Origin of the sequence: Micromonospora sp. NPDC000121 (assembly GCF_042899165.1) — a bacterium.
In the GTDB taxonomy this organism is placed as follows: Bacteria; Actinomycetota; Actinomycetes; order Mycobacteriales; family Micromonosporaceae; genus Micromonospora.
Window position 1 is genome coordinate 112,776 of the sequence record NZ_JBIAZP010000011.1, and the last position, 17,972, is coordinate 130,747.

The following is a 17,972-nucleotide window of genomic DNA, read 5'->3' on the forward strand; positions in this document are numbered from 1 at the left end:
TGGCAGCATTCGCGGCCTGACGGCAGTGAAGGAAGCCGGTGCGATTCCGGCGCGGTCCCGCCACTGTCACCGGGGAGCGATCCCCCCTCGTGAGTCACGACCGTGCGTGCGCGGTTGGAAGGCCGGGGGTGAGCGTCGATCCGGGAGCCAGGATACTTCGGCCGTCGGAGTGACCCCAGGGCGTGGACACCCGAGGAGGACCCGATGACGCACCGCGTCTCCGCCATCGACGATCATCGTCGCATCGTGCCCAGGCGCGACAGCGCGCCGGCGAGCAGCCGCATGTCCGCAGCCCCGTCCGGCCGTCGCGCCGCGCGTCCGGCCGGCCGTGGTGTGCCGGCCCCCGGCCGCCCCGCAGCGGTCGGACGCGTCGCCCGTCCCTGACGCCCGCACCGCGCCGCCCGACCCCGCCGGCCCGCCGGTGAGCCGTTTCCCGGCCCGCCGGAACCGCTGAACCGCGTCCATCCCTCGCCTCGCCCCGGTCGCCTCCGCGCCGGCCCGGGCGTCACTCTCCGGAGCTGTCCGTGCGCATCCTGCTGCTCTCCACCGCCGACACCGACCTGCTGGCCGCCCGCGCCAGCGGCGCCGACTACCGGCTCGCCAACCCCGCCCGGCTCGCCGCCGACGCCGTGCCGGCGCTGCTCGACGGCGCGGACCTCGCGGTCGTACGCCTGCTCGGCGGCCGGCAGGCGTGGCCGGACGGGCTCGCCGCGGTCCTCGCCTCCGGCGTGCCCACGGTCGTGCTCAGCGGCGAGGCCCTGCCGGACGCGGAGCTGATGGCGGCCTCCACCGTCCCCGCCGGGGTGGCCACCCAGGCGCTCGCCTACCTGGTGGAGGGCGGCCCGGAGAACCTCGCCCAGCTCGCCCGGTTCCTCTCCGACACGGTGCTGCTCACCGGAGAGGGGTTCGCCCCGCCCGCGCCCACCCCGACGTACGGCGTCCACGGCGACCGTCCCGCGCGACCCGACCGGCCGACCATCGGGATCGTCTTCTACCGGGCGCACGCCCTCGCCGGCAACACCGGCTTCGTCGACGCCCTCGCCGACGCCGTCGACGCGGCCGGCGGCAACCCGCTGCCGATCTTCTGCGGTTCGCTGCGCGGCCTCACCGCCGGCGCGGGGCCGCTCGGGCTCTTCGGCCGCTGCGACGCCCTGCTGGTCACCGTGCTCGCCGCCGGCGGCACGGTCGCCGCCGACGCCTCCGGCGGGGGCGACGAGGACGCCTGGGACGTGGGCGCGCTCGCCGCCCTCGACGTGCCGGTGATCCAGGCGCTCTGCCTCACCAGCACCCGCGAGCAGTGGGCCGGCAGCGACGCGGGACTGTCCCCCCTGGACGCCGCGATGCAGGTGGCCGTCCCCGAGTTCGACGGCCGGATCGTCACCGTGCCGTTCTCGTTCAAGCGGATCGACGCCGACGGGCTCTCCAGCTACGTCGCCGACCCGGAGCGGGCCGCCCGGGTGGCCGGCATCGCCGTGCGCCACGCCCGGCTGCGGCACGTGCCCAACGCCGACAAGCGGCTCGCGGTCGTGCTCAGCTCCTACCCGACGAAGCACTCCCGGGTGGGCAACGCCGTCGGCCTGGACACCCCGGCCTCGGCGGTCCGGCTGCTCGCCGCCCTCGCCGAGGCCGGCTACCACCTCGGCGACGCCCCGGTGCCCGACGACGGCGACGCGCTCATCCACGCCCTCATCGCCGCCGGGGGACACGACGTCGAGTGGCTCACCCCGGAGCAGCTCGCCGCCGCCGAGGCGCGGGTGCCGGGGGAGACGTACCGGCGCTGGTTCGACGAGGCGCCGGCGGAGCTGCGGGAGCGGATGCTCGCCCACTGGGGGGAGCCGCCCGGCGGGCTCTACACCGACGGTGGCGACATCGTGCTGGCCGGGCTGCGCTTCGGCAACGTGGTGCTGCTGATCCAGCCGCCGCGCGGCTTCGGGGAGAATCCGATCGCCATCTACCACGACCCGGATCTGCCGCCGAGCCACCACTACCTGGCCGCGTACCGCTGGCTGGCCGCGCCGGCGGCCGACGGAGGCTTCGGCGCCGACGCGGTGGTGCACCTGGGCAAGCACGGCACCCTCGAGTGGCTGCCCGGCAAGGGCCTCGGCCTGGCCGCCGACTGCGCCCCGGACGCCGTCCTCGGCGACCTGCCGCTGGTCTACCCGTTCATCGTCAACGACCCCGGCGAGGGCACCCAGGCCAAGCGCCGCGCGCACGCCGTCGTCGTCGACCACCTGGTGCCGCCGATGGCCCGCGCCGAGACGTACGGCGACCTGGCGAAGCTGGAGCAGCTCCTCGACGAGTACGCCACCGTGCAGGCGCTCGACCCGGCCAAGGTGCCCACCGTGCAGGCGCAGATCTGGGAGCTGGTGCGCGCCGCCGAGCTGCACCACGACCTGCACACCGAGGACATGCCCGACGCCGACGACTTCGACGACTTCGTGCTGCACCTCGACGGGTACCTCTGCGAGGTCAAGGACGTGCAGATTCGCGACGGCCTGCACATCCTGGCCGCCGCGCCCACCGGCGAGCCCCGGGTCAACCTCGTCCTCGCCGTGCTGCGCGCCCCGCAGGTCTGGGGCGGCGCACGTGCCCTGCCCGGCCTGCGCCAGGCGCTCGCCGCCGCGTACGGGCTCGACGAGCAGGCGCTGCTCGCCGCGCCGGGGGAGCGGCTGGCCGTGCCCGAGGCGCTGACCGACACCGTCGACGGGCCGGCCGGCACCGCCGCCGACGCCGTCGACCTGATCGAGGCCCTCGCGCGCCGGCTGGTCGTCGGCATGGAGACCCTCGGCTGGGACGCCGACAAGGTCGACGCCGTGGTCGAGGAGGTCACCGGTCGGGCCGTCGCGGACGCCGCCGCGGTGCTCCGCTTCGCCGCCACCGAGCTGGTGCCCCGGCTCGACCGCACCACCGACGAGATCGACCGGGTGGTGGGCGCGCTCGACGGGCGGTTCGTCCCGCCCGGGCCGTCCGGCTCGCCCACCCGGGGCCTGGTCAACGTGCTCCCCACCGGCCGGAACTTCTACTCCGTCGACCCGAAGGCCATCCCCAGCCGCAACGCCTGGGACGTCGGGGTGGCCCTGGCCGACTCGCTGCTCGCCCGGCACCTCGCCGACACCGGGGAGTACCCGCGCTCCGTCGGCCTGACCGTCTGGGGCACCAGCGCCATGCGCACCCAGGGCGACGACGTCGCCGAGGTGCTCGCGCTGCTGGGCTGCCGCCCCACCTGGGACGACCGCTCCCGCCGGGTCACCGGCGTCGAGGTGGTGCCGACGGCCGAGCTGGGCCGCCCCCGGATCGACGTGACCGTGCGGATCTCCGGGTTCTTCCGGGACGCCTTCCCGCACGTGGTCGCGTTGATCGACGACGCGGTGCGGCTGGTCGCCGCCCTGGACGAGCCCGCCGAGCAGAACTTCGTCCGCGCGCACGTCGCCGCCGACCTCGCCGAGCACGGCGACGAGCGGCGGGCCACCGCCCGCGTCTTCGGCTCCAAGCCGGGCGCGTACGGGGCCGGGCTGCTGCCGCTGATCGACGCCCGCAACTGGCGCAGCGACGCCGACCTCGCCGAGGTGTACGCCGTCTGGGGCGGCTACGCCTACGGCCGGGGGCTGGACGGGCGGGAGGCGCGGGCCGACATGGAGCGCTCCTTCGCCCGGATCGCGGTGGCGGTGAAGAACCAGGACACCCGCGAGCACGACATCGTCGACTCCGACGACTACTTCCAGTACCACGGCGGGATGGTGGCGATGGTCCGCCACCTCACCGGTGCCGCCCCGGCCGCGTACGTGGGGGACTCGGCCATGCCGCACGACGTGCGCACCCGCACCCTCGGCGAGGAGACCCGGCGGGTGTTCCGCGCCCGGGTGGTCAACCCGAAGTGGATCGCCGCGATGCGCCGGCACGGCTACAAGGGCGCGTTCGAGCTGGCCGCCACCGTGGACTACCTGTTCGGCTACGACGCCACCGCCGGCGTCGTGGACGACTGGATGTACGAGCACCTGGCCGCCGCGTACGTCTTCGACGAGACCACCCGCGAGTTCCTGGAGCAGTCGAACCCGTGGGCGCTGCGCGGCATCACCGAGCGGCTGCTCGAGGCGGCCGACCGGGGCCTGTGGGCCGCGCCCGAGCCGGCCACCCTGGACCGGCTCCGCGAGACGTACCTGGCCAGCGAGGGCGACCTGGAGGATCGCGCATGACCACCTATCCGTTCAGCGCGGTGCTGGGCATGGACGACATGCGGCTCGCCCTGCTGCTCAACGCGGTCTCCCCGGCGATCGGCGGGGTGCTCGTCCGCGGCGAGAAGGGCACCGCCAAGTCGACCGCCGTACGGGCCCTGGCCGCGCTGCTGCCGCCGGTGGACCGGGTGGCCGGCTGCCGCTTCGCCTGCGACCCGGCGACACCCGACCCGTCCTGCCCGGACGGCCCGCATACCGACGAACCGGCCGCCGAGCGGCGTCCCGCGCGGCTGGTGGAGCTGCCGGTCGGCGCGGCCGAGGACCGGGTCGTCGGCTCGCTCGACCTGGAGAAGGCGCTCGGCGAGGGCGTCCGCGCGTTCGAGCCCGGCCTGCTGGCCGCCGCCCACCGCGGCGTGCTCTACGTCGACGAGGTCAACCTGCTCCACGACCACCTGGTCGACCTGCTCCTCGACGCCGCCGCGATGGGCCGCTGCCACGTGGAGCGGGAGGGCGTCTCGGTCAGCCACGCGTCCCGGTTCCTGCTGGTCGGCACGATGAACCCGGAGGAGGGGGAGCTGCGCCCGCAGTTGCTGGACCGGTTCGGCCTGACGGTGGAGGTGGGTGCCAGCCGGGACCCGGCGGTCCGGGTGGAGGTGGTCCGCCGCCGGCTCGCCGCCGACGCCGACCCGGCCGGCTTCGCCGCCCGCTGGGCCGACGCCGACGCGGAGATCGCCCGTCGGGTGGCCGCCGCCCGGGGCCGGCTCGACCGGGTGCTGCTGCCCGACGCCGCGCTGCGTCAGATCGCCGAGGTGTGCGCGGCGTTCGACGTGGACGGCATGCGCGCCGACATCGTCACCGCCCGCACCGCGCTGGCGCACGCCGCCTGGCACGGTCGGGACGTGGTCACGGTGGAGGACGTCCGGGTCGCCGCCCGGCTGGCGCTGCCGCACCGCCGCCGCCGGGACCCGTTCGACACGCCGGGGCTGGACGAGAAGCGCCTCGACGAGGCCCTGGACCGGGCCCGCGACGACGACCCCGACGACGACCCGGGCGGTCCCGGCGGTCCGGGCGACGACCCGCGCGGCCCCGGCCCGCAGGGCGGCCCCGGTGGCCCCGGCAACACCCCCGACGACGGCGGATCCCGGGACGACGGCGGCCCCGGACCGGACGCGGCGGGCGACGCGAACGGGTCGGGTTCCCGGCGCGACGGCGACGCCGGCCGGGACCGGGCTGAGGGGAACGGGCCCGACGGCGCCTGGCCCGACCGGTCCGACCGTGACCAGGCGCCCGGACGGGCCGACGACGTGAGCTCGGCCGACGCCGGCGCCGACGGCGGGACCGGCCGGGCCGAACCGGCGCCCGGCCGGCCCGGCACGGGCGGGCAGCCGGTGGCCGTACCCTGGCAGGGGCTGAGGGCGCGGCTGCTCACCGCACCGGGGATCGGCGACGGGGTGCCCGGCCGGCGCTCCCGCGCCCGCACCGGGCGGGGGCGCACCACCGGGGCGCGGGTGCCGGCCGGCCGGGCCGGGGCGCTGCACCTGCCGGCGACGCTGCGGGCCGCCGCCCCGCACCAGCACACCAGGGGCCGCGTCGCCGGGCCGCTGCGGCTGCGCCCCGAGGACGTCCGCGAGGCCGTCCGCGAGGGACGCGAGGGCAACCTGGTGGTCTTCGTGGTCGACGCCAGCGGCTCGATGGGCGCCCGGGCCCGGATGGCCGCCGTCAAGGGCGCCGTCCTCGCCCTGCTCACCGACGCCTATCAGCGCCGGGACAAGGTCGCGGTGGTCGCCTTCCGGGGGGCCGCCGCGCAGACCCTGCTGCCGGCCACCTCCTCGGTGCTCGCGGCCTCCACGCGGCTGGCCGACCTGCCCACCGGCGGGCGCACGCCGCTGGCCGAGGGGCTGCTCGCCGCCGCCGACCTGCTGCGGGTGGAGCGGTTGCGCGACCCGAAGCGCCGGCCCCTGGTGCTGGTCGTCACCGACGGCCGGGCCACCGCCGGGGAGCGCCCGCTCGACCGGTCGGCCCGCGCGGCGGCCGTGCTCGCCGCCACCGGCGCCCCCTGCGTCGTCGTGGACTGCGAGTCCGGCCCGGTCCGCCTGGGCCTGGCCCGCCGCCTCGCCGCACAGCTGGGCGCCGACCACCACCGGCTCGACGAGGTCGCCACCGCCCCCCTCACCGACCTCGCCACCCACCCCGCCCAGCCCCGCGATCGTGCACTTCGCGCCCCGGCATGACGGACGAAAGCGCCGAAAACGCGGGCGCAAACTGCAAGATCGCCACAGCCACAGCCACAGCCACCGCCACCGCGACCGCCGGGGCGCAGAAGAGGAGCGTTGCCTGATGCCGCAGGGGAAGCCGTCCCACGTGCCCGCCGACGGGTTGACGACGCGGCAGCGGCGCAACCGGCCGTTGCTGGTGGTCCACACCGGGCAGATGAAGGGGAAGTCGACCGCCGCGTTCGGGCTGGCGCTGCGCGCCTGGACCGCAGGGCTGCCGATCGGGGTGTTCCAGTTCGTCAAGAGCGCCAAGTGGCGGGTGGGCGAGGAGAACGCCTTCCGCGCCCTCGGCGAGGTGCACGAGCGCACCGGGCAGGGCGCCCCGGTGGCCTGGCACAAGATGGGCGAGGGCTGGTCCTGGATCCAGCGCGGCGGCGACGCCGACCACGCCGCCGACGCCCTGGAGGGCTGGCGGCAGATCCAGCGCGACCTGGCCGCCGAGCGCTACGGCCTGTACGTGCTCGACGAGTTCACCTACCCGATGAAGTGGGGCTGGGTGGACGTCGACGAGGTGGTCGACACCCTCGCGAACCGCCCCGGCTTCCAGCACGTCGTGATCACCGGCCGGGACGCCGACCCGCGCCTGGTCGACGCCGCCGACCTGGTCGCCGAGCTGACCAAGGTCAAGCACCCGATGGACGCCGGCCAGAAGGGCCAGAAGGGCATCGAATGGTGAGCGGCCCCACCCGGCGCACCGACCAGCGCCGCCCCGACGGGCCGACCGCGCCCGCCGGGCACCCGACCGCCGAGGATTCGGCCGCGCCGTGGGCACTGCCCCGGGTGGTGGTCGCCGCGCCCGCCAGCGGGCACGGCAAGACCACCGTCGCCACCGGGCTGCTCGCCGCGCTGCGCCGCCGCGGCCTGGCCGTCAGCCCGCACAAGGTCGGCCCCGACTACATCGACCCCGGCTACCACGCGCTCGCCGCCGGCCGCCCCGGCCGCAACCTCGATCCGTGGCTGGTCGGCGAGGAGCGGATCGCGTCGCTGCTGCGGCACGGCGCCGCCACTCCGACGCCCGCCGACATCGCCGTGATCGAGGGGGTGATGGGGCTGCACGACGGCGCGGTCGGCCGCCGCGGGTACGCCTCCACCGCGCACGTCGCCCGGCTCGTGGACGCGCCGGTGCTGCTGGTGCTGGACACCACCGCGCAGGGCCGGTCCGCCGCCGCGCTCGCCCTGGGCATGGCCGCGTTCGACCCCGGCGTGCGGATCGGCGGGGTGATCCTCAACCGGGTCGGCTCCCCCCGGCACGAGTCCCTGCTGCGCGACGCCCTCGCCGAGGTGGACGTGCCGGTGCTCGGGGCGGTCAGCCGCGCCGCCGAGGTCGCCGCCCCGGCGCGCCACCTCGGGCTGGTGCCCGTCGCCGAGCGGGCGCCGGAGTCGCTGGCCATCGTGGCCGCCCTCGCCGACCTCGTGACGTCCACCGTGGACCTCGACGCGGTGCTCGAGCTGGCCCGCACCGCCGCGCCGCTGCACGCGCCCGCCTGGGACCCGGTCGCGGCCGTGGGTGGCCCCGCCGGCGACGAGCGCCCGGTGGTCGCGGTCGCCGGCGGTCCGGCCTTCACCTTCTCCTACGCCGAGACCGCCGAGCTGCTCGCCGCCGCCGGCGCCACCGTCGTCCCCTTCGACCCGCTGCGCGACCCGGGCCTGCCCGCCGGCACCCGCGCGGTGGTCGTCGGCGGCGGCTTCCCCGAGGCGTACGCGCCACAGCTCGCCGACAACGCCACGCTCCGGGCCGAGCTGGCCGGCTTCGACGGCCCGGTCGTCGCCGAGTGCGCCGGGCTGCTCTACCTCGGCCGGTCCCTCGACGGCGTGCCCATGTGCGGCCGGCTCGACCTCACCGCCCGGATGACCGGCCGGCTCACCCTCGGCTACCGGGACGCCGTCGCCGTCACCGGCTCCCCGCTGCACCGCCCCGGCGACCCGGTACGCGGCCACGAGTTCCACCGCACCGTCACCGACCCGGGGCACGGCGACCGGCCGGCGTGGCGCTGGGACGGCGCCGACCACGGCTTCGTCGCCGGCCGGGTGCACGCCTCCTACCTGCACACCCACTGGGCCGGGCACCCGCACGCCGCCCGCCGCCTGGTCGAGGCGGCGAGCCGGTGACCGGGCACGAGAACGGCGAGCGGGTGACCGGGCACGAGAACGGTGAGCCGGCGAGCGCGCACAAGAGCGGCGAGCGGGTGACCGTGCGCGGCGGGACGCCGGGCGGGGACGGCCGCACCGCCACGCTGACCGGCGTCGGGGTCGGTCCCGGCGACCCGGAACTGCTCACCCTCCGGGCGGTCCGGGTGCTGACCGAGGCGGACCTGGTGTTCGTACCGGTGATGGACCGCCTCGCCACGGACGGCGACGCGCCCCCCGGGCGGGCCGAGACCACCGTGGCCGCGCACGTCGCGCCGGACCGGCTGCGCCGGCTGCCGTTCGCCCTCAACGACCGGGGCGGGGTGACCGCGCGCCGGGAACGCGCCTGGGACGACGCCGCCCGGGCCGTGGTGGACGCGGTCGACGGCGGCGCCCGCGCGCTCGCCTTCGCCACCATCGGCGACCCGAACGTCTACTCGACCTTCGGCTACCTGGCGCAGACCGTCCGCGCCCGCCGCCCGGCGGTCGAGGTGCGCACGGTCCCCGGGATCACCGCCATGCAGGACCTCGCGGCGCGCAGCGGCGTGCCGCTCTGCGAGGGCCGGGAGCCGCTGACCCTGCTGCCGGCCACCGCCGGGCTGGCGCTCTTCGCCGACGCGCTCGCCGGCCCGGGCACCGTCGTGGCCTACAAGGGCTGGCGGCGGCACGCCGACCTGGTCGCCGAGCTGCGCCGGCAGGGCCGCCTGGGTGACGCCGTGCTGGGCCGGGGCCTCGGGCTGCCCGGCGAGCGGATCGGTCCGGTCACCGACGCCGCCGACGACCTGCCGTACCTGTCGACGCTGCTGGTCCCCGCCCGCCGGGACCGTAGGGGAGGAAAACTGTGACCACCGCGCCGATCGCGGACCGCGCCGACGACGGCGGGCCGACCAGCACGGGCAAGGTGTGGTTCGTCGGGGCCGGCCCCGGCGCGGCCGACCTGCTGACCCTGCGCGCCGCCCGGGTGATCGGCGCCGCCGACGTGGTGGTCTGGGCGGCCAGCCTGGTGCACGCCGACGTGCTCGCCCACGCCCGCCCCGACGCGGAGATCGTCGACTCGTCGCGGCTGCCGATCGAGGGGGTGCTGCCGCTCTACGAGCGGGCCGCCGCCGAGGGGCTGACCGTGGCGCGGATCCACTCCGGCGACCCGGCGCTGTGGGGCGCGGTGCAGGAGCAGCTCGACCTGTGCCGGGCGCTCGGGCTGGCCGTGGAGATCGTCCCGGGCGTCTCGTCGTTCACCGCCGTCGCGGCGATCGTCGGCCGGGAACTCACCATCCCCGAGGTCGCCCAGTCGGTGATCCTGACCCGGCTGGAGGGCGGCAAGACCCCGATGCCGCCCGGCGAGCGGGTCCGCGAGTTCGCCCGGCACGGCACCACCATGGCGCTGTTCCTCTCCGCCGCCCGCTCCGGGCAGGCGCAGTCCGAGCTGCTGGCCGGCGGCTACCCGCCCGACACCCCGGTCGTGGTGGCGTACCAGGCGACCTGGCCGGACGAGCTGGTGGTGCGGTGCGCGCTCGGCGACCTGGAGGCCACGGTCAAGGAGCACAAGCTCTGGAAGCACACCCTCTTCCTGGTCGGCCCGGCGCTCGCCGCCGCCGGCACCCGCTCGCACCTCTACCACCCCGGGCACTTCCACACGTTCCGGCGGGCCGAGCCGGCGGCCCGCGCCGACCTGCGCCGCGCCCGGGCCGGCGCGACGGCGGGGGACGGGCACGCCGGATGACGTACGCCGAGCCGCCGTTGCGCGAGCCGGACCTGCCACGTACGGCGAAGGTCCGGCCCACCGCGCTGCGCACGGGCTGGACCACCGGCGCCTGCGCGACGGCGGCGGCGAAGGCGGCGGTGACCGCCCTGGTCACCGGCGTGCCGCAGCGGGAGGTGGAGATCGGGCTGCCCGCCGGCCGGCGGGTCCGCTTCCCGGTGGCCCGCTGCGAGGTCGACGGCGGCACGTCGGCGGAGGCCGTGGTGGTCAAGGACGCCGGCGACGACCCGGACGTCACGCACGGCGCCGAGCTGACCGTCACCGTCGCCTGGCGGGACGCGCCCGGGCTGCGGCTCGACGGCGGGCCGGGCGTCGGCACGGTCACCAGGCCGGGCCTCGGGTTGCCCGTCGGCGGGCCGGCGATCAACGAGACCCCGCGCCGGATGATCGGCCAGGCGGTCGCCGAGGTGGTCGACCTGACCGAGGTGGGCGTCCGCGTGGTGGTCAGCGTGCCGCGCGGCGAGATCATGGCGCGCAAGACCACCAACCGGCGGCTCGGCATCCTCGGCGGCATCTCCATCCTCGGCACCACCGGCATCGTCCGCCCGTTCTCCACCGCCTCCTGGCGGGCCAGCGTGGTGCAGGCGGTGCACGTGATGGCCGCCCAGGGGGAGCGGACCGTGGTGCTGTGCACCGGCGGGCGTACCGAGCGGGCCGCCCGCGCGCTGCTGCCCGAGCTGCCCGAGGTGTGCTTCGTCGAGGTCGGCGACTTCACCGGCGCGGCGGTCACCGCCGCCGTCGGCGACGGGATGACCGGGGTGGTCTTCGTCGGGATGGCCGGCAAGCTGGCGAAGCTCGCCGCCGGCATCCTGATGACCCACTACACGCGGTCCAAGGTGGACCTGTCCCTGCTCGGCGACGTCACCGCCGAGGCGGGCGGCGACCCCGACCTGGTGGCGGCGGTCGTCGCGGCGAACACCGGGCGGCACGCGTACGAGCTGTGGGAGGCCGCCGGGCTGCTCGGCGCCGCCGGTGACCTGCTCTGCCGGCGGGTACGCCAGGTGCTGCTCCGGTTCGCCGGGAACGCGGTCACCGTCGACGTGGCGATGGTGGACTTCGCGGGCGACCGGGTCGTCGCCTCGTCGGGCCGGTGGGCGGCGTGACCGGGAGCCCGCCCGCCGGGAGCGCCGGGCCGGCCGTGACCGTGGTGGGGATCGACGCCGGAGGGGGGCCGCCGCACCCCGCCGCCGCGCCCGTGCTCGCCGGGGCCCGGCTGGTGGTGGGCGCCGCCCGGCACCTGGCCGCCGTACGCCTGCCGGCCGGCGCCGACACCGTCGCCCTCGGGCCGCTCGCGCCGGCGCTGGACCGGCTGGCCGCCGCCGTCGCCGCCGGGACGGACGCCGTGGTGCTGGCCAGCGGGGACCCCGGGCTGTTCGGGATCGTCCGGCGGCTGCGGGCGGCCGGGCTGCCGCTGCGGGTGCTGCCGGCCGTGTCCAGCGTGGCCGCCGCGTTCGCCCGCGCCGGGCTGCCCTGGGATGGCGCGGCCGTGGTCACCGCCCACGGCCGGGACCCGCGACCTGCGCTGAACGCCTGCCGGGCGCTGCCCGCCGTCGCGGTGCTCACCGCCCCCGGCGCCGGGGCCGCCGAGCTGGGCGCCGGCCTCGTCGGCTGGGCCCGCCGGCTGGTCGTCGCCGAGCACCTCGGCACCGACGCCGAGCGGCTCACCGAAACCACCCCCGAGGCGGCCGCCGCCCGCGACTGGGCCGACCCGCACGTGCTGCTCAGCCTCGCCGGGGAGCTCGGCGCCGCCGGGATGCGGTCGGACAACCAGCCGGCCGCCGCGCCGGCCGGCGGGTGGGCGCTGCCCGAGTCCGCCTACACGCACCGCGCCTCCATGATCACCAAGTCGGAGGTACGCGCCCTCGCCGTGGCCCGGCTGCGCCCCCGCCTCGGCCGGCTGGTCTGGGACGTCGGCGCCGGCAGCGGCTCGGTCGGCATCGAGTGCGCCCTGCTCGGCGCGGCCGTGGTCGCGGTGGACCGCGACCCGACGGCGCCGGTCCGCGCCAACGCCGCCCGGCACGGCGTCGACGTCCGGCTGGTGGTCGGCGCCGCCCCCGGGGCGCTGCACGGGCTGCCCGACCCGGACGCCGTCTTCGTCGGGGGCGGCGGCACCGACGTGCTCGCCGCCGTGGCGCACCGCCGGCCGGACCGGGTGGTGGTGACCCTCGCCGCCGTCGACCGGGTAGCCCCGGCGGTCGGGCTGCTGCGCGCCGCCGGCTACGCCGTCGAGGGCGTCCAGCTCTCCGCCGCCCGCCTCGCCGACCTGCCCGGCGGATCCATCCGACTCGCGGCCACCAACCCGGTGGTCGTCCTCACCGGGGAGCGCCCGTGAACCACCCGCCCACCGCCACGGACCAGCCGACCCGGATCGGGCTCGTCGCCGCCACCGCCGCCGGGCGGCGGCACGCCCGCACCCTCGCCGACGCCTGGCCGCACGCCCGCCTCGTCACGGCGGACACCGTCGCGGACGCGCTGCGCGCCGCCTGGGCCGAGTGCGACGCGGTGGTGGCGTTCCTGGCCACCGGGGCGGTGGTGCGCGTCCTCGCGCCGCTGCTCGGCGACAAGCACACCGACCCGGCCGTGGTGGTGGTCGACGAGGCGGCCCGGCACGCGGTCGCGCTGCTCGGCGGGCACGCCGGGGGCGCCAACGACCTCGCCGGGCGGGTCGGCGCCCTGCTCGACGCCGCCCCGGTGGTCACCACCGCCACCGACGCCGCCGGCCTGCCCGGGCTGGACACGCTCGGCTGGCCCGTCGAGGGCGCGGTCGCCGCCGTCAGCCGCGCCATCCTCGACGGCGAGCCGGTCACCCTGGTCGCCGACGCCGCCTGGCCGCTGCCCGCCCTGCCCGACAACGTGCGCCCCGCCCCGGCGCCGGCCGGGTACCGGTTGCTGGTCACCGACCGGGTGGTGCCGCTCGACGACCGGACGGCCGTGCTGCGGCCCCCGTCGTTGGTCGCCGGGGTGGGGGCCAGCCGGGGTGTGCCCGCCGCCGAGGTGCGCGGCCTGCTGGACCGGGTGCTCGCCGAGGCCGGCCTCAGCCCGGCCAGCCTGCGGCACCTGGCCAGCGCCGACATCAAGGCCGACGAGGCGGGCATCCGGGCGACCGCCGACGCGCTCGGCGTACCCCTGGTGACGCATCCGGCGGCGGAGCTGGCGGCGGTCGACGTGCCGCACCCCAGCGAGGTGGTCCGCGCCGCCGTCGGCACCCCCAGCGTCGCCGAGGCCGCGGCGCTGCTCGGCGGCGACGCCGCGCTGCTGGTGCCGAAGACCGCGACGGCGATGGCCACCGTGGCCGTGGCCCGGCACGCCCCGCGCGGCCGGCTGGCGATCGTCGGCCTCGGCCCCGGCGCGCCCGACCTGCGCACCGGACGCGCGGTGGCCGAGCTGCGCCGCGCCGCCGTGGTCGTCGGCCTCGACCAGTACGTCGACCAGGTCCGCGACCTGCTCCGCCCCGGCACCCGGGTGCTCGCCAGCGGCCTCGGCGCCGAGGAGGAACGGGCCCGCGCCGCCGTCGCCGAGGCCGTGGCCGGTCACGCCGTCGCGCTGGTCGGCTCCGGCGACGCCGGCGTGTACGCGATGGCGAGCCCCGCCCTGGAGTACGCCGACGAGCGGATCGACGTGGTCGGGGTGCCCGGGGTGACCGCTGCCCTCGCCGCCGGCGCCCTGCTCGGGGCGCCGCTCGGCCACGATCACGCCTACCTGAGCCTGTCCGACCTGCACACCCCGTGGGAGGTCATCGCGCGCCGGGTGGCCGCCGCGGCCGAGGGCGACTTCGTGGCGCTGCTCTACAACCCGCGCAGCCGCGCCCGGGACTGGCAGCTCGGCGCGGCGCTGGAGGTCTTCGCCGCGCACCGGCCGCCGGACACCCCGGTCGGGGTGGTGCGCAACGCCAGCCGCCCCGACGAGCGGGTGCACCTGGCCACCCTGGCCGACTTCGACCCCGAGCTGGTCGACATGTACAGCGTCGTGGTGGTGGGCAGCAGCCAGACCCGGGTGGTCGCCGGCCGGATGGTCACCCCGCGGGGGTACCGGTGGCGGCGGTGACCATCGGCGCCTGCCAGGGCTGCGGCGCCTGCCTGCGCACCTGCCCGACACACGCCATCCGGCCGGTGCCCGGCGGCCTCGCCGTCCGCGCGGACCGCTGCACCGGCTGCCTGGAATGCCTGGAGATCTGCCCGGTGGACGCGATCCGCGCCACCGACCCCGACGAAAGTGGAGGAAGCCGATGAGTCCGACCGCGGTCAGCGCCGCACCCCCGGCCGGCCGGTGGAGCCGTGCCGAACGGGTACGCCTCGGCGGCATCGTGCTCGCCGTCGCCGTGCTGCACGTCGCCGGCTGGAGCCTCTACCTGTACTGGAACAACCAGCCCGCCGCGGCGGGTGGTCTCGCCGGGGCGGGCACGCTGGCGTACCTGCTCGGGGTGCGGCACGCCTTCGACGCCGACCACATCGCGGCGATCGACGACACCACCCGGCTGATGCTGCTGCGCGGGCGGCGCCCCGTCGGCGTCGGCTTCTTCTTCGCGCTCGGGCACAGCGGCGTGGTGCTGCTGCTGGCCCTGGTCGTCGGCCTCGCCTCGGCCAACCTCGCCGGCCCCGGGCTGGCCGAGGCCCGCGAGGTGGGCGCGACCGTCGCGATCCTCACCGCCACGCTGTTCCTCGCCCTGGTCGCGGTGCTCAACGCGGCGGTGCTGGCCGGCCTGGCGCGACTGTGGCGGCGGCTGCGCCACGGCGACCTGGACGAGCGCGAGCTGGACCTGCACCTGCTCAACCGGGGGCTGGTGCAGCGGGTGCTCGGCTCCCGGGCCCGCGCGCTGGTGCGCTCCTCCTGGCACATGGCGCCGGTCGGGTTCCTCTTCGGCCTCGGCCTGGAGACCGCCAGCGAGGTGACCCTGCTCGCCCTGTCGGCGAGCACCGCCGCCGCCGGCGGGCTGCCCGTGCTCGCCCTGCTCACCCTGCCGCTGCTCTTCGCCGCCGGGATGTCCGCCATGGACACCGCCGACAGCCTGCTGATGAGCCGCGCCTACTCGTGGGCGTACCGGCACCCGGCCCGGCGGCTCTACTACAACCTGGCGACCACGGCGGTGACGGTGCTGGTCGGCGGCCTGGTCGCCAGCGTCTACGCCGCAGGCCTGCTGGTCGACCACCTCGGGGTGTCGGCGCTGTCCTGGTACGCGGGCATCGCCGACCACTTCGAGCAGCTCGGGTACGCCGTCGTGGCCCTCTTCGTGCTCGCCTGGGGCGGCGCGGTGGCGCTGTGGAAGCTGCGCCGCTACGACGAGCGCTACGGCGCCGGGACGGTGCGGCCGTGAGCCGGGTCGTGCACCCCATCGAGCGGGAGTCGTACCGGATCCTGCGCTCCCGGGTGGACCTCGCGCACCTGCCGCCGCTGACCCGGGCCGTCACCGAGCGGGTGGTGCACGCCAGCGCCGACCTCGACTACGTCACCGACCTGGTGTGCGACGAGGCGGCCCTGGCCGGCGGGCTGGCCGCCCTGCGCGCGGGCGCGCCGGTGGTCACCGACGTGGCGATGGTGGCCGCCGGCATCACCGGTCGGCAGACCGTCTGCCCGGTCGCCGAGCCGGCCGCCGCCGACCTGGCCCGCGCGGCCGGGATCACCCGGTCGGCGGCGGCGGTGCGGATCGCCCTGGACCGGGTCGGCCCCGGCGCGGTGTGGGTGGTCGGCTGCGCGCCGACCGCGCTGGAGGAACTGATCACCCTGGACGCCCGGCCGGCGCTGGTCGTCGGGCTGCCGGTGGGCTTCGTGGGCGCCGCCGAGTCGAAGGCGGCGCTGCGGGCCAGCGGCCTGCCCGGGGTGTCCAACCGGGGCGAGAAGGGCGGCTCGGCGGTCGCCGCCGCCGCCCTCAACGCCCTGCTGTACGTGGAGGAGGAGCATTGACCGCTCTGGTCATCGTCGGGCACGGTACGCGCAGCGCGGCCGGGGTCGACCAGTTCGTGGCGTTCGTGGAGCGGGTGCGCCGGCGCGCCGCCGGCGCGGTCGGTGACGTCGAGGGCGGCTTCATCGAGCTGTCCCGGCCGCCGCTGACCGACGCGGTGGGCGCGCTCGTCGACCGGGGACACCGGTCGCTGGTGGCGTTGCCGCTGGTGCTGACCGCCGCCGGCCACGGCAAGGGCGACATCCCCGCCGCGCTGGCCCGCGAACGGCAGCGCCACCCCGGGCTCAGCTACGTCTACGGCCGGCCGCTGGGCCCGCACCCGCTGCTGCACACCGCCCTGGAGCAGCGCATCGACGCCGCGCTGGCCGGCGACGACCGGGCCGGCACCTGGGTGGCGCTGATCGGGCGCGGCTCCACCGACCCGGACGCCAACGCCGAGGTGGCCAAGGTGGCCCGGCTGCTCTGGGAGGGGCGCGGCTACGCCGGCGTCGAGCCGGGCTTCATCTCCCTTGCCGAGCCGTCGGTGCCGGCGGTGCTGGACCGGCTGCGCCGGCTCGGCGCGCGGCGGATCGTCGTCGCCCCGTACTTCCTCTTCGCCGGGGTGCTGCCCGACCGGATCGTCGCCCAGTCGGCCGACTTCGCCGCTGCCCACCCCGACCTGGACGTGCGGGTGGCCGACCTGATCGGCGACTGCGACGCCCTCGCCGACCTCGTCCTCGAACGGCACGCCGAGGCGCGGCGTGGCGACATCCGGATGAACTGCGACACCTGCGCGTACCGGGTGCTGATGCCGGGCTTCGCGGACAAGGTGGGCCGGCCGCAGACCCCGCACGACCATCCCGACGACCCGGTCGACGGCCACGGCCACCACCACCACCACCACGGGGACCATCACCACGGCGGACATCATCACCACCACGACCAGCGGCCCGGCCTGCGCCCGGGGCAGGTCGCGGTGGTGGGTGGCGGCCCCGGCCCCGACGACCTGATCACGGTACGGGGCAAGGCCCTGCTGGACAGCGCCGACGTGGTGGTCGCCGACCGGCTCGCCCCGCGCGGGCTGCTCACCGGGCTGCGCCCGGACGTGGTGCTGGTCGACGCCGCCAAGGTGCCACGCGGGCCGTCGATGTCGCAGGACACCATCAACGACACCCTGATCGCGTACGCCCGCGCGGGCAGGCGGGTGGTCCGGCTCAAGGGCGGCGACCCGTACGTCTTCGGCCGGGGCCACGAGGAGGTCCAGGCGTGCGCCGCAGCCGGGGTCGAGACCGTGCTGGTACCCGGGGTGACCAGCGCGGTGGCCGTGCCGGCCCTGGCCGGCGTCCCGGTCACCCACCGGGGCGTCGCCCACGACGTCACCGTCGTCTCCGGGCACCTGCCGCCGGGGCACCCCGACTCCCTCGTGGACTGGGCGGCGCTGGGGCGCTCCCGGGGCACCGTGGTGCTGCTGATGGCGGTGGACACCATCGCCAAGATCGCGGCGGTGCTGGTGGAGCACGGCCGCGCCCCGGACACCCCCGTGCTCGTGGTGGCCGACGGTGGGCAGCCGGGGCAGCGCACCTGGTCGTCCCGGCTGGACGAGGTGGGCGGGTTGGCCGCTCGGGAGGAAGTCCGTCCGCCGGCGGTGTTCGTGCTCGGGCCGGTGGTGCGGCTGCGCCCGACCGGCGCGGCGGCGGGTCCGGTTTCGTAGGACGGCCGGGTGTCGCCGGTGCTCCTGCCGACCGGTCCGCGCGGCTCACCTCGGA

General features: G+C 77.5%; 12 protein-coding genes, 1 pseudogene and 1 riboswitch. All 13 genes and pseudogenes read left to right on the forward strand.

The window, feature by feature from the left end:
* Positions 1 to 28: 28 nt before the first annotated feature.
* A riboswitch (cobalamin riboswitch) is annotated at positions 29 to 158 on the forward strand.
* Between the two features lie 366 nt (positions 159 to 524).
* Positions 525 to 4,193: a cobaltochelatase subunit CobN gene (gene cobN, locus ACFY23_RS26220; protein ID WP_350681908.1), complete on the forward strand. Its 3,669-nt coding sequence runs from the start codon at positions 525 to 527 to the stop codon at positions 4,191 to 4,193.
* Positions 4,190 to 6,403 (forward strand): putative cobaltochelatase, encoded by a 2,214-nt coding sequence (locus ACFY23_RS26225; protein WP_387038038.1) that lies wholly within the window; start codon positions 4,190 to 4,192, stop codon positions 6,401 to 6,403. The genes cobN and ACFY23_RS26225 overlap by 4 nt, the downstream gene beginning before the upstream one ends.
* 106 nt (positions 6,404 to 6,509) lie before the next feature.
* Positions 6,510 to 7,121, forward strand: coding sequence for a cob(I)yrinic acid a,c-diamide adenosyltransferase (gene cobO / locus ACFY23_RS26230; protein ID WP_350686804.1), 612 nt, complete (start codon positions 6,510 to 6,512; stop codon positions 7,119 to 7,121).
* A 95-nt stretch (positions 7,122 to 7,216) separates the two neighbouring features.
* The gene (locus tag ACFY23_RS26235) at positions 7,217 to 8,554 is read left to right on the forward strand and encodes a cobyrinate a,c-diamide synthase (RefSeq protein WP_350819413.1); all 1,338 of its coding nucleotides are present in this window, start codon (positions 7,217 to 7,219) and stop codon (positions 8,552 to 8,554) included.
* An 83-nt stretch (positions 8,555 to 8,637) separates the two neighbouring features.
* Positions 8,638 to 9,417, forward strand: coding sequence for a precorrin-2 C(20)-methyltransferase (gene cobI, locus ACFY23_RS26240; protein ID WP_350686807.1), 780 nt, complete (start codon positions 8,638 to 8,640; stop codon positions 9,415 to 9,417).
* Positions 9,414 to 10,292: a precorrin-4 C(11)-methyltransferase gene (cobM, locus tag ACFY23_RS26245; protein WP_350686803.1), complete on the forward strand. Its 879-nt coding sequence runs from the start codon at positions 9,414 to 9,416 to the stop codon at positions 10,290 to 10,292. Before cobI ends, cobM begins: the two co-directional genes overlap by 4 nt.
* Positions 10,289 to 11,434 carry a cobalt-precorrin-5B (C(1))-methyltransferase gene (locus tag ACFY23_RS26250; RefSeq protein ID WP_350686802.1) on the forward strand — a complete coding sequence of 382 codons (1,146 nt, stop codon included), beginning with the start codon at positions 10,289 to 10,291 and terminating at the stop codon, positions 11,432 to 11,434. The genes cobM and ACFY23_RS26250 overlap by 4 nt, the downstream gene beginning before the upstream one ends.
* Positions 11,422 to 12,663 carry a precorrin-6y C5,15-methyltransferase (decarboxylating) subunit CbiE gene (gene cbiE / locus ACFY23_RS26255; protein ID WP_350819382.1) on the forward strand — a complete coding sequence of 414 codons (1,242 nt, stop codon included), beginning with the start codon at positions 11,422 to 11,424 and terminating at the stop codon, positions 12,661 to 12,663. Before ACFY23_RS26250 ends, cbiE begins: the two co-directional genes overlap by 13 nt.
* Complete coding sequence (gene cobJ, locus ACFY23_RS26260; protein WP_350685157.1) at positions 12,660 to 14,375, forward strand: precorrin-3B C(17)-methyltransferase; 1,716 nt, start codon at positions 12,660 to 12,662, stop codon at positions 14,373 to 14,375. The genes cbiE and cobJ overlap by 4 nt, the downstream gene beginning before the upstream one ends.
* Positions 14,363 to 14,586: pseudogene (locus tag ACFY23_RS26265) on the forward strand (4Fe-4S binding protein); the annotation flags it as partial. The gene cobJ and the pseudogene ACFY23_RS26265, both read left to right, overlap by 13 nt.
* A 63-nt stretch (positions 14,587 to 14,649) precedes the next feature.
* On the forward strand, positions 14,650 to 15,642 hold the full coding sequence (locus ACFY23_RS26270) for a HoxN/HupN/NixA family nickel/cobalt transporter (protein WP_387038134.1): 993 nt from the start codon (positions 14,650 to 14,652) through the stop codon (positions 15,640 to 15,642).
* Complete coding sequence (locus ACFY23_RS26275; protein ID WP_350685160.1) at positions 15,639 to 16,229, forward strand: precorrin-8X methylmutase; 591 nt, start codon at positions 15,639 to 15,641, stop codon at positions 16,227 to 16,229. Before ACFY23_RS26270 ends, ACFY23_RS26275 begins: the two co-directional genes overlap by 4 nt.
* A complete protein-coding gene (gene cobA / locus ACFY23_RS26280; protein WP_350685161.1) occupies positions 16,226 to 17,917 on the forward strand; it encodes a uroporphyrinogen-III C-methyltransferase in 1,692 nt (563 codons plus the stop codon). The genes ACFY23_RS26275 and cobA overlap by 4 nt, the downstream gene beginning before the upstream one ends.
* Positions 17,918 to 17,972: the final 55 nt, after the last annotated feature.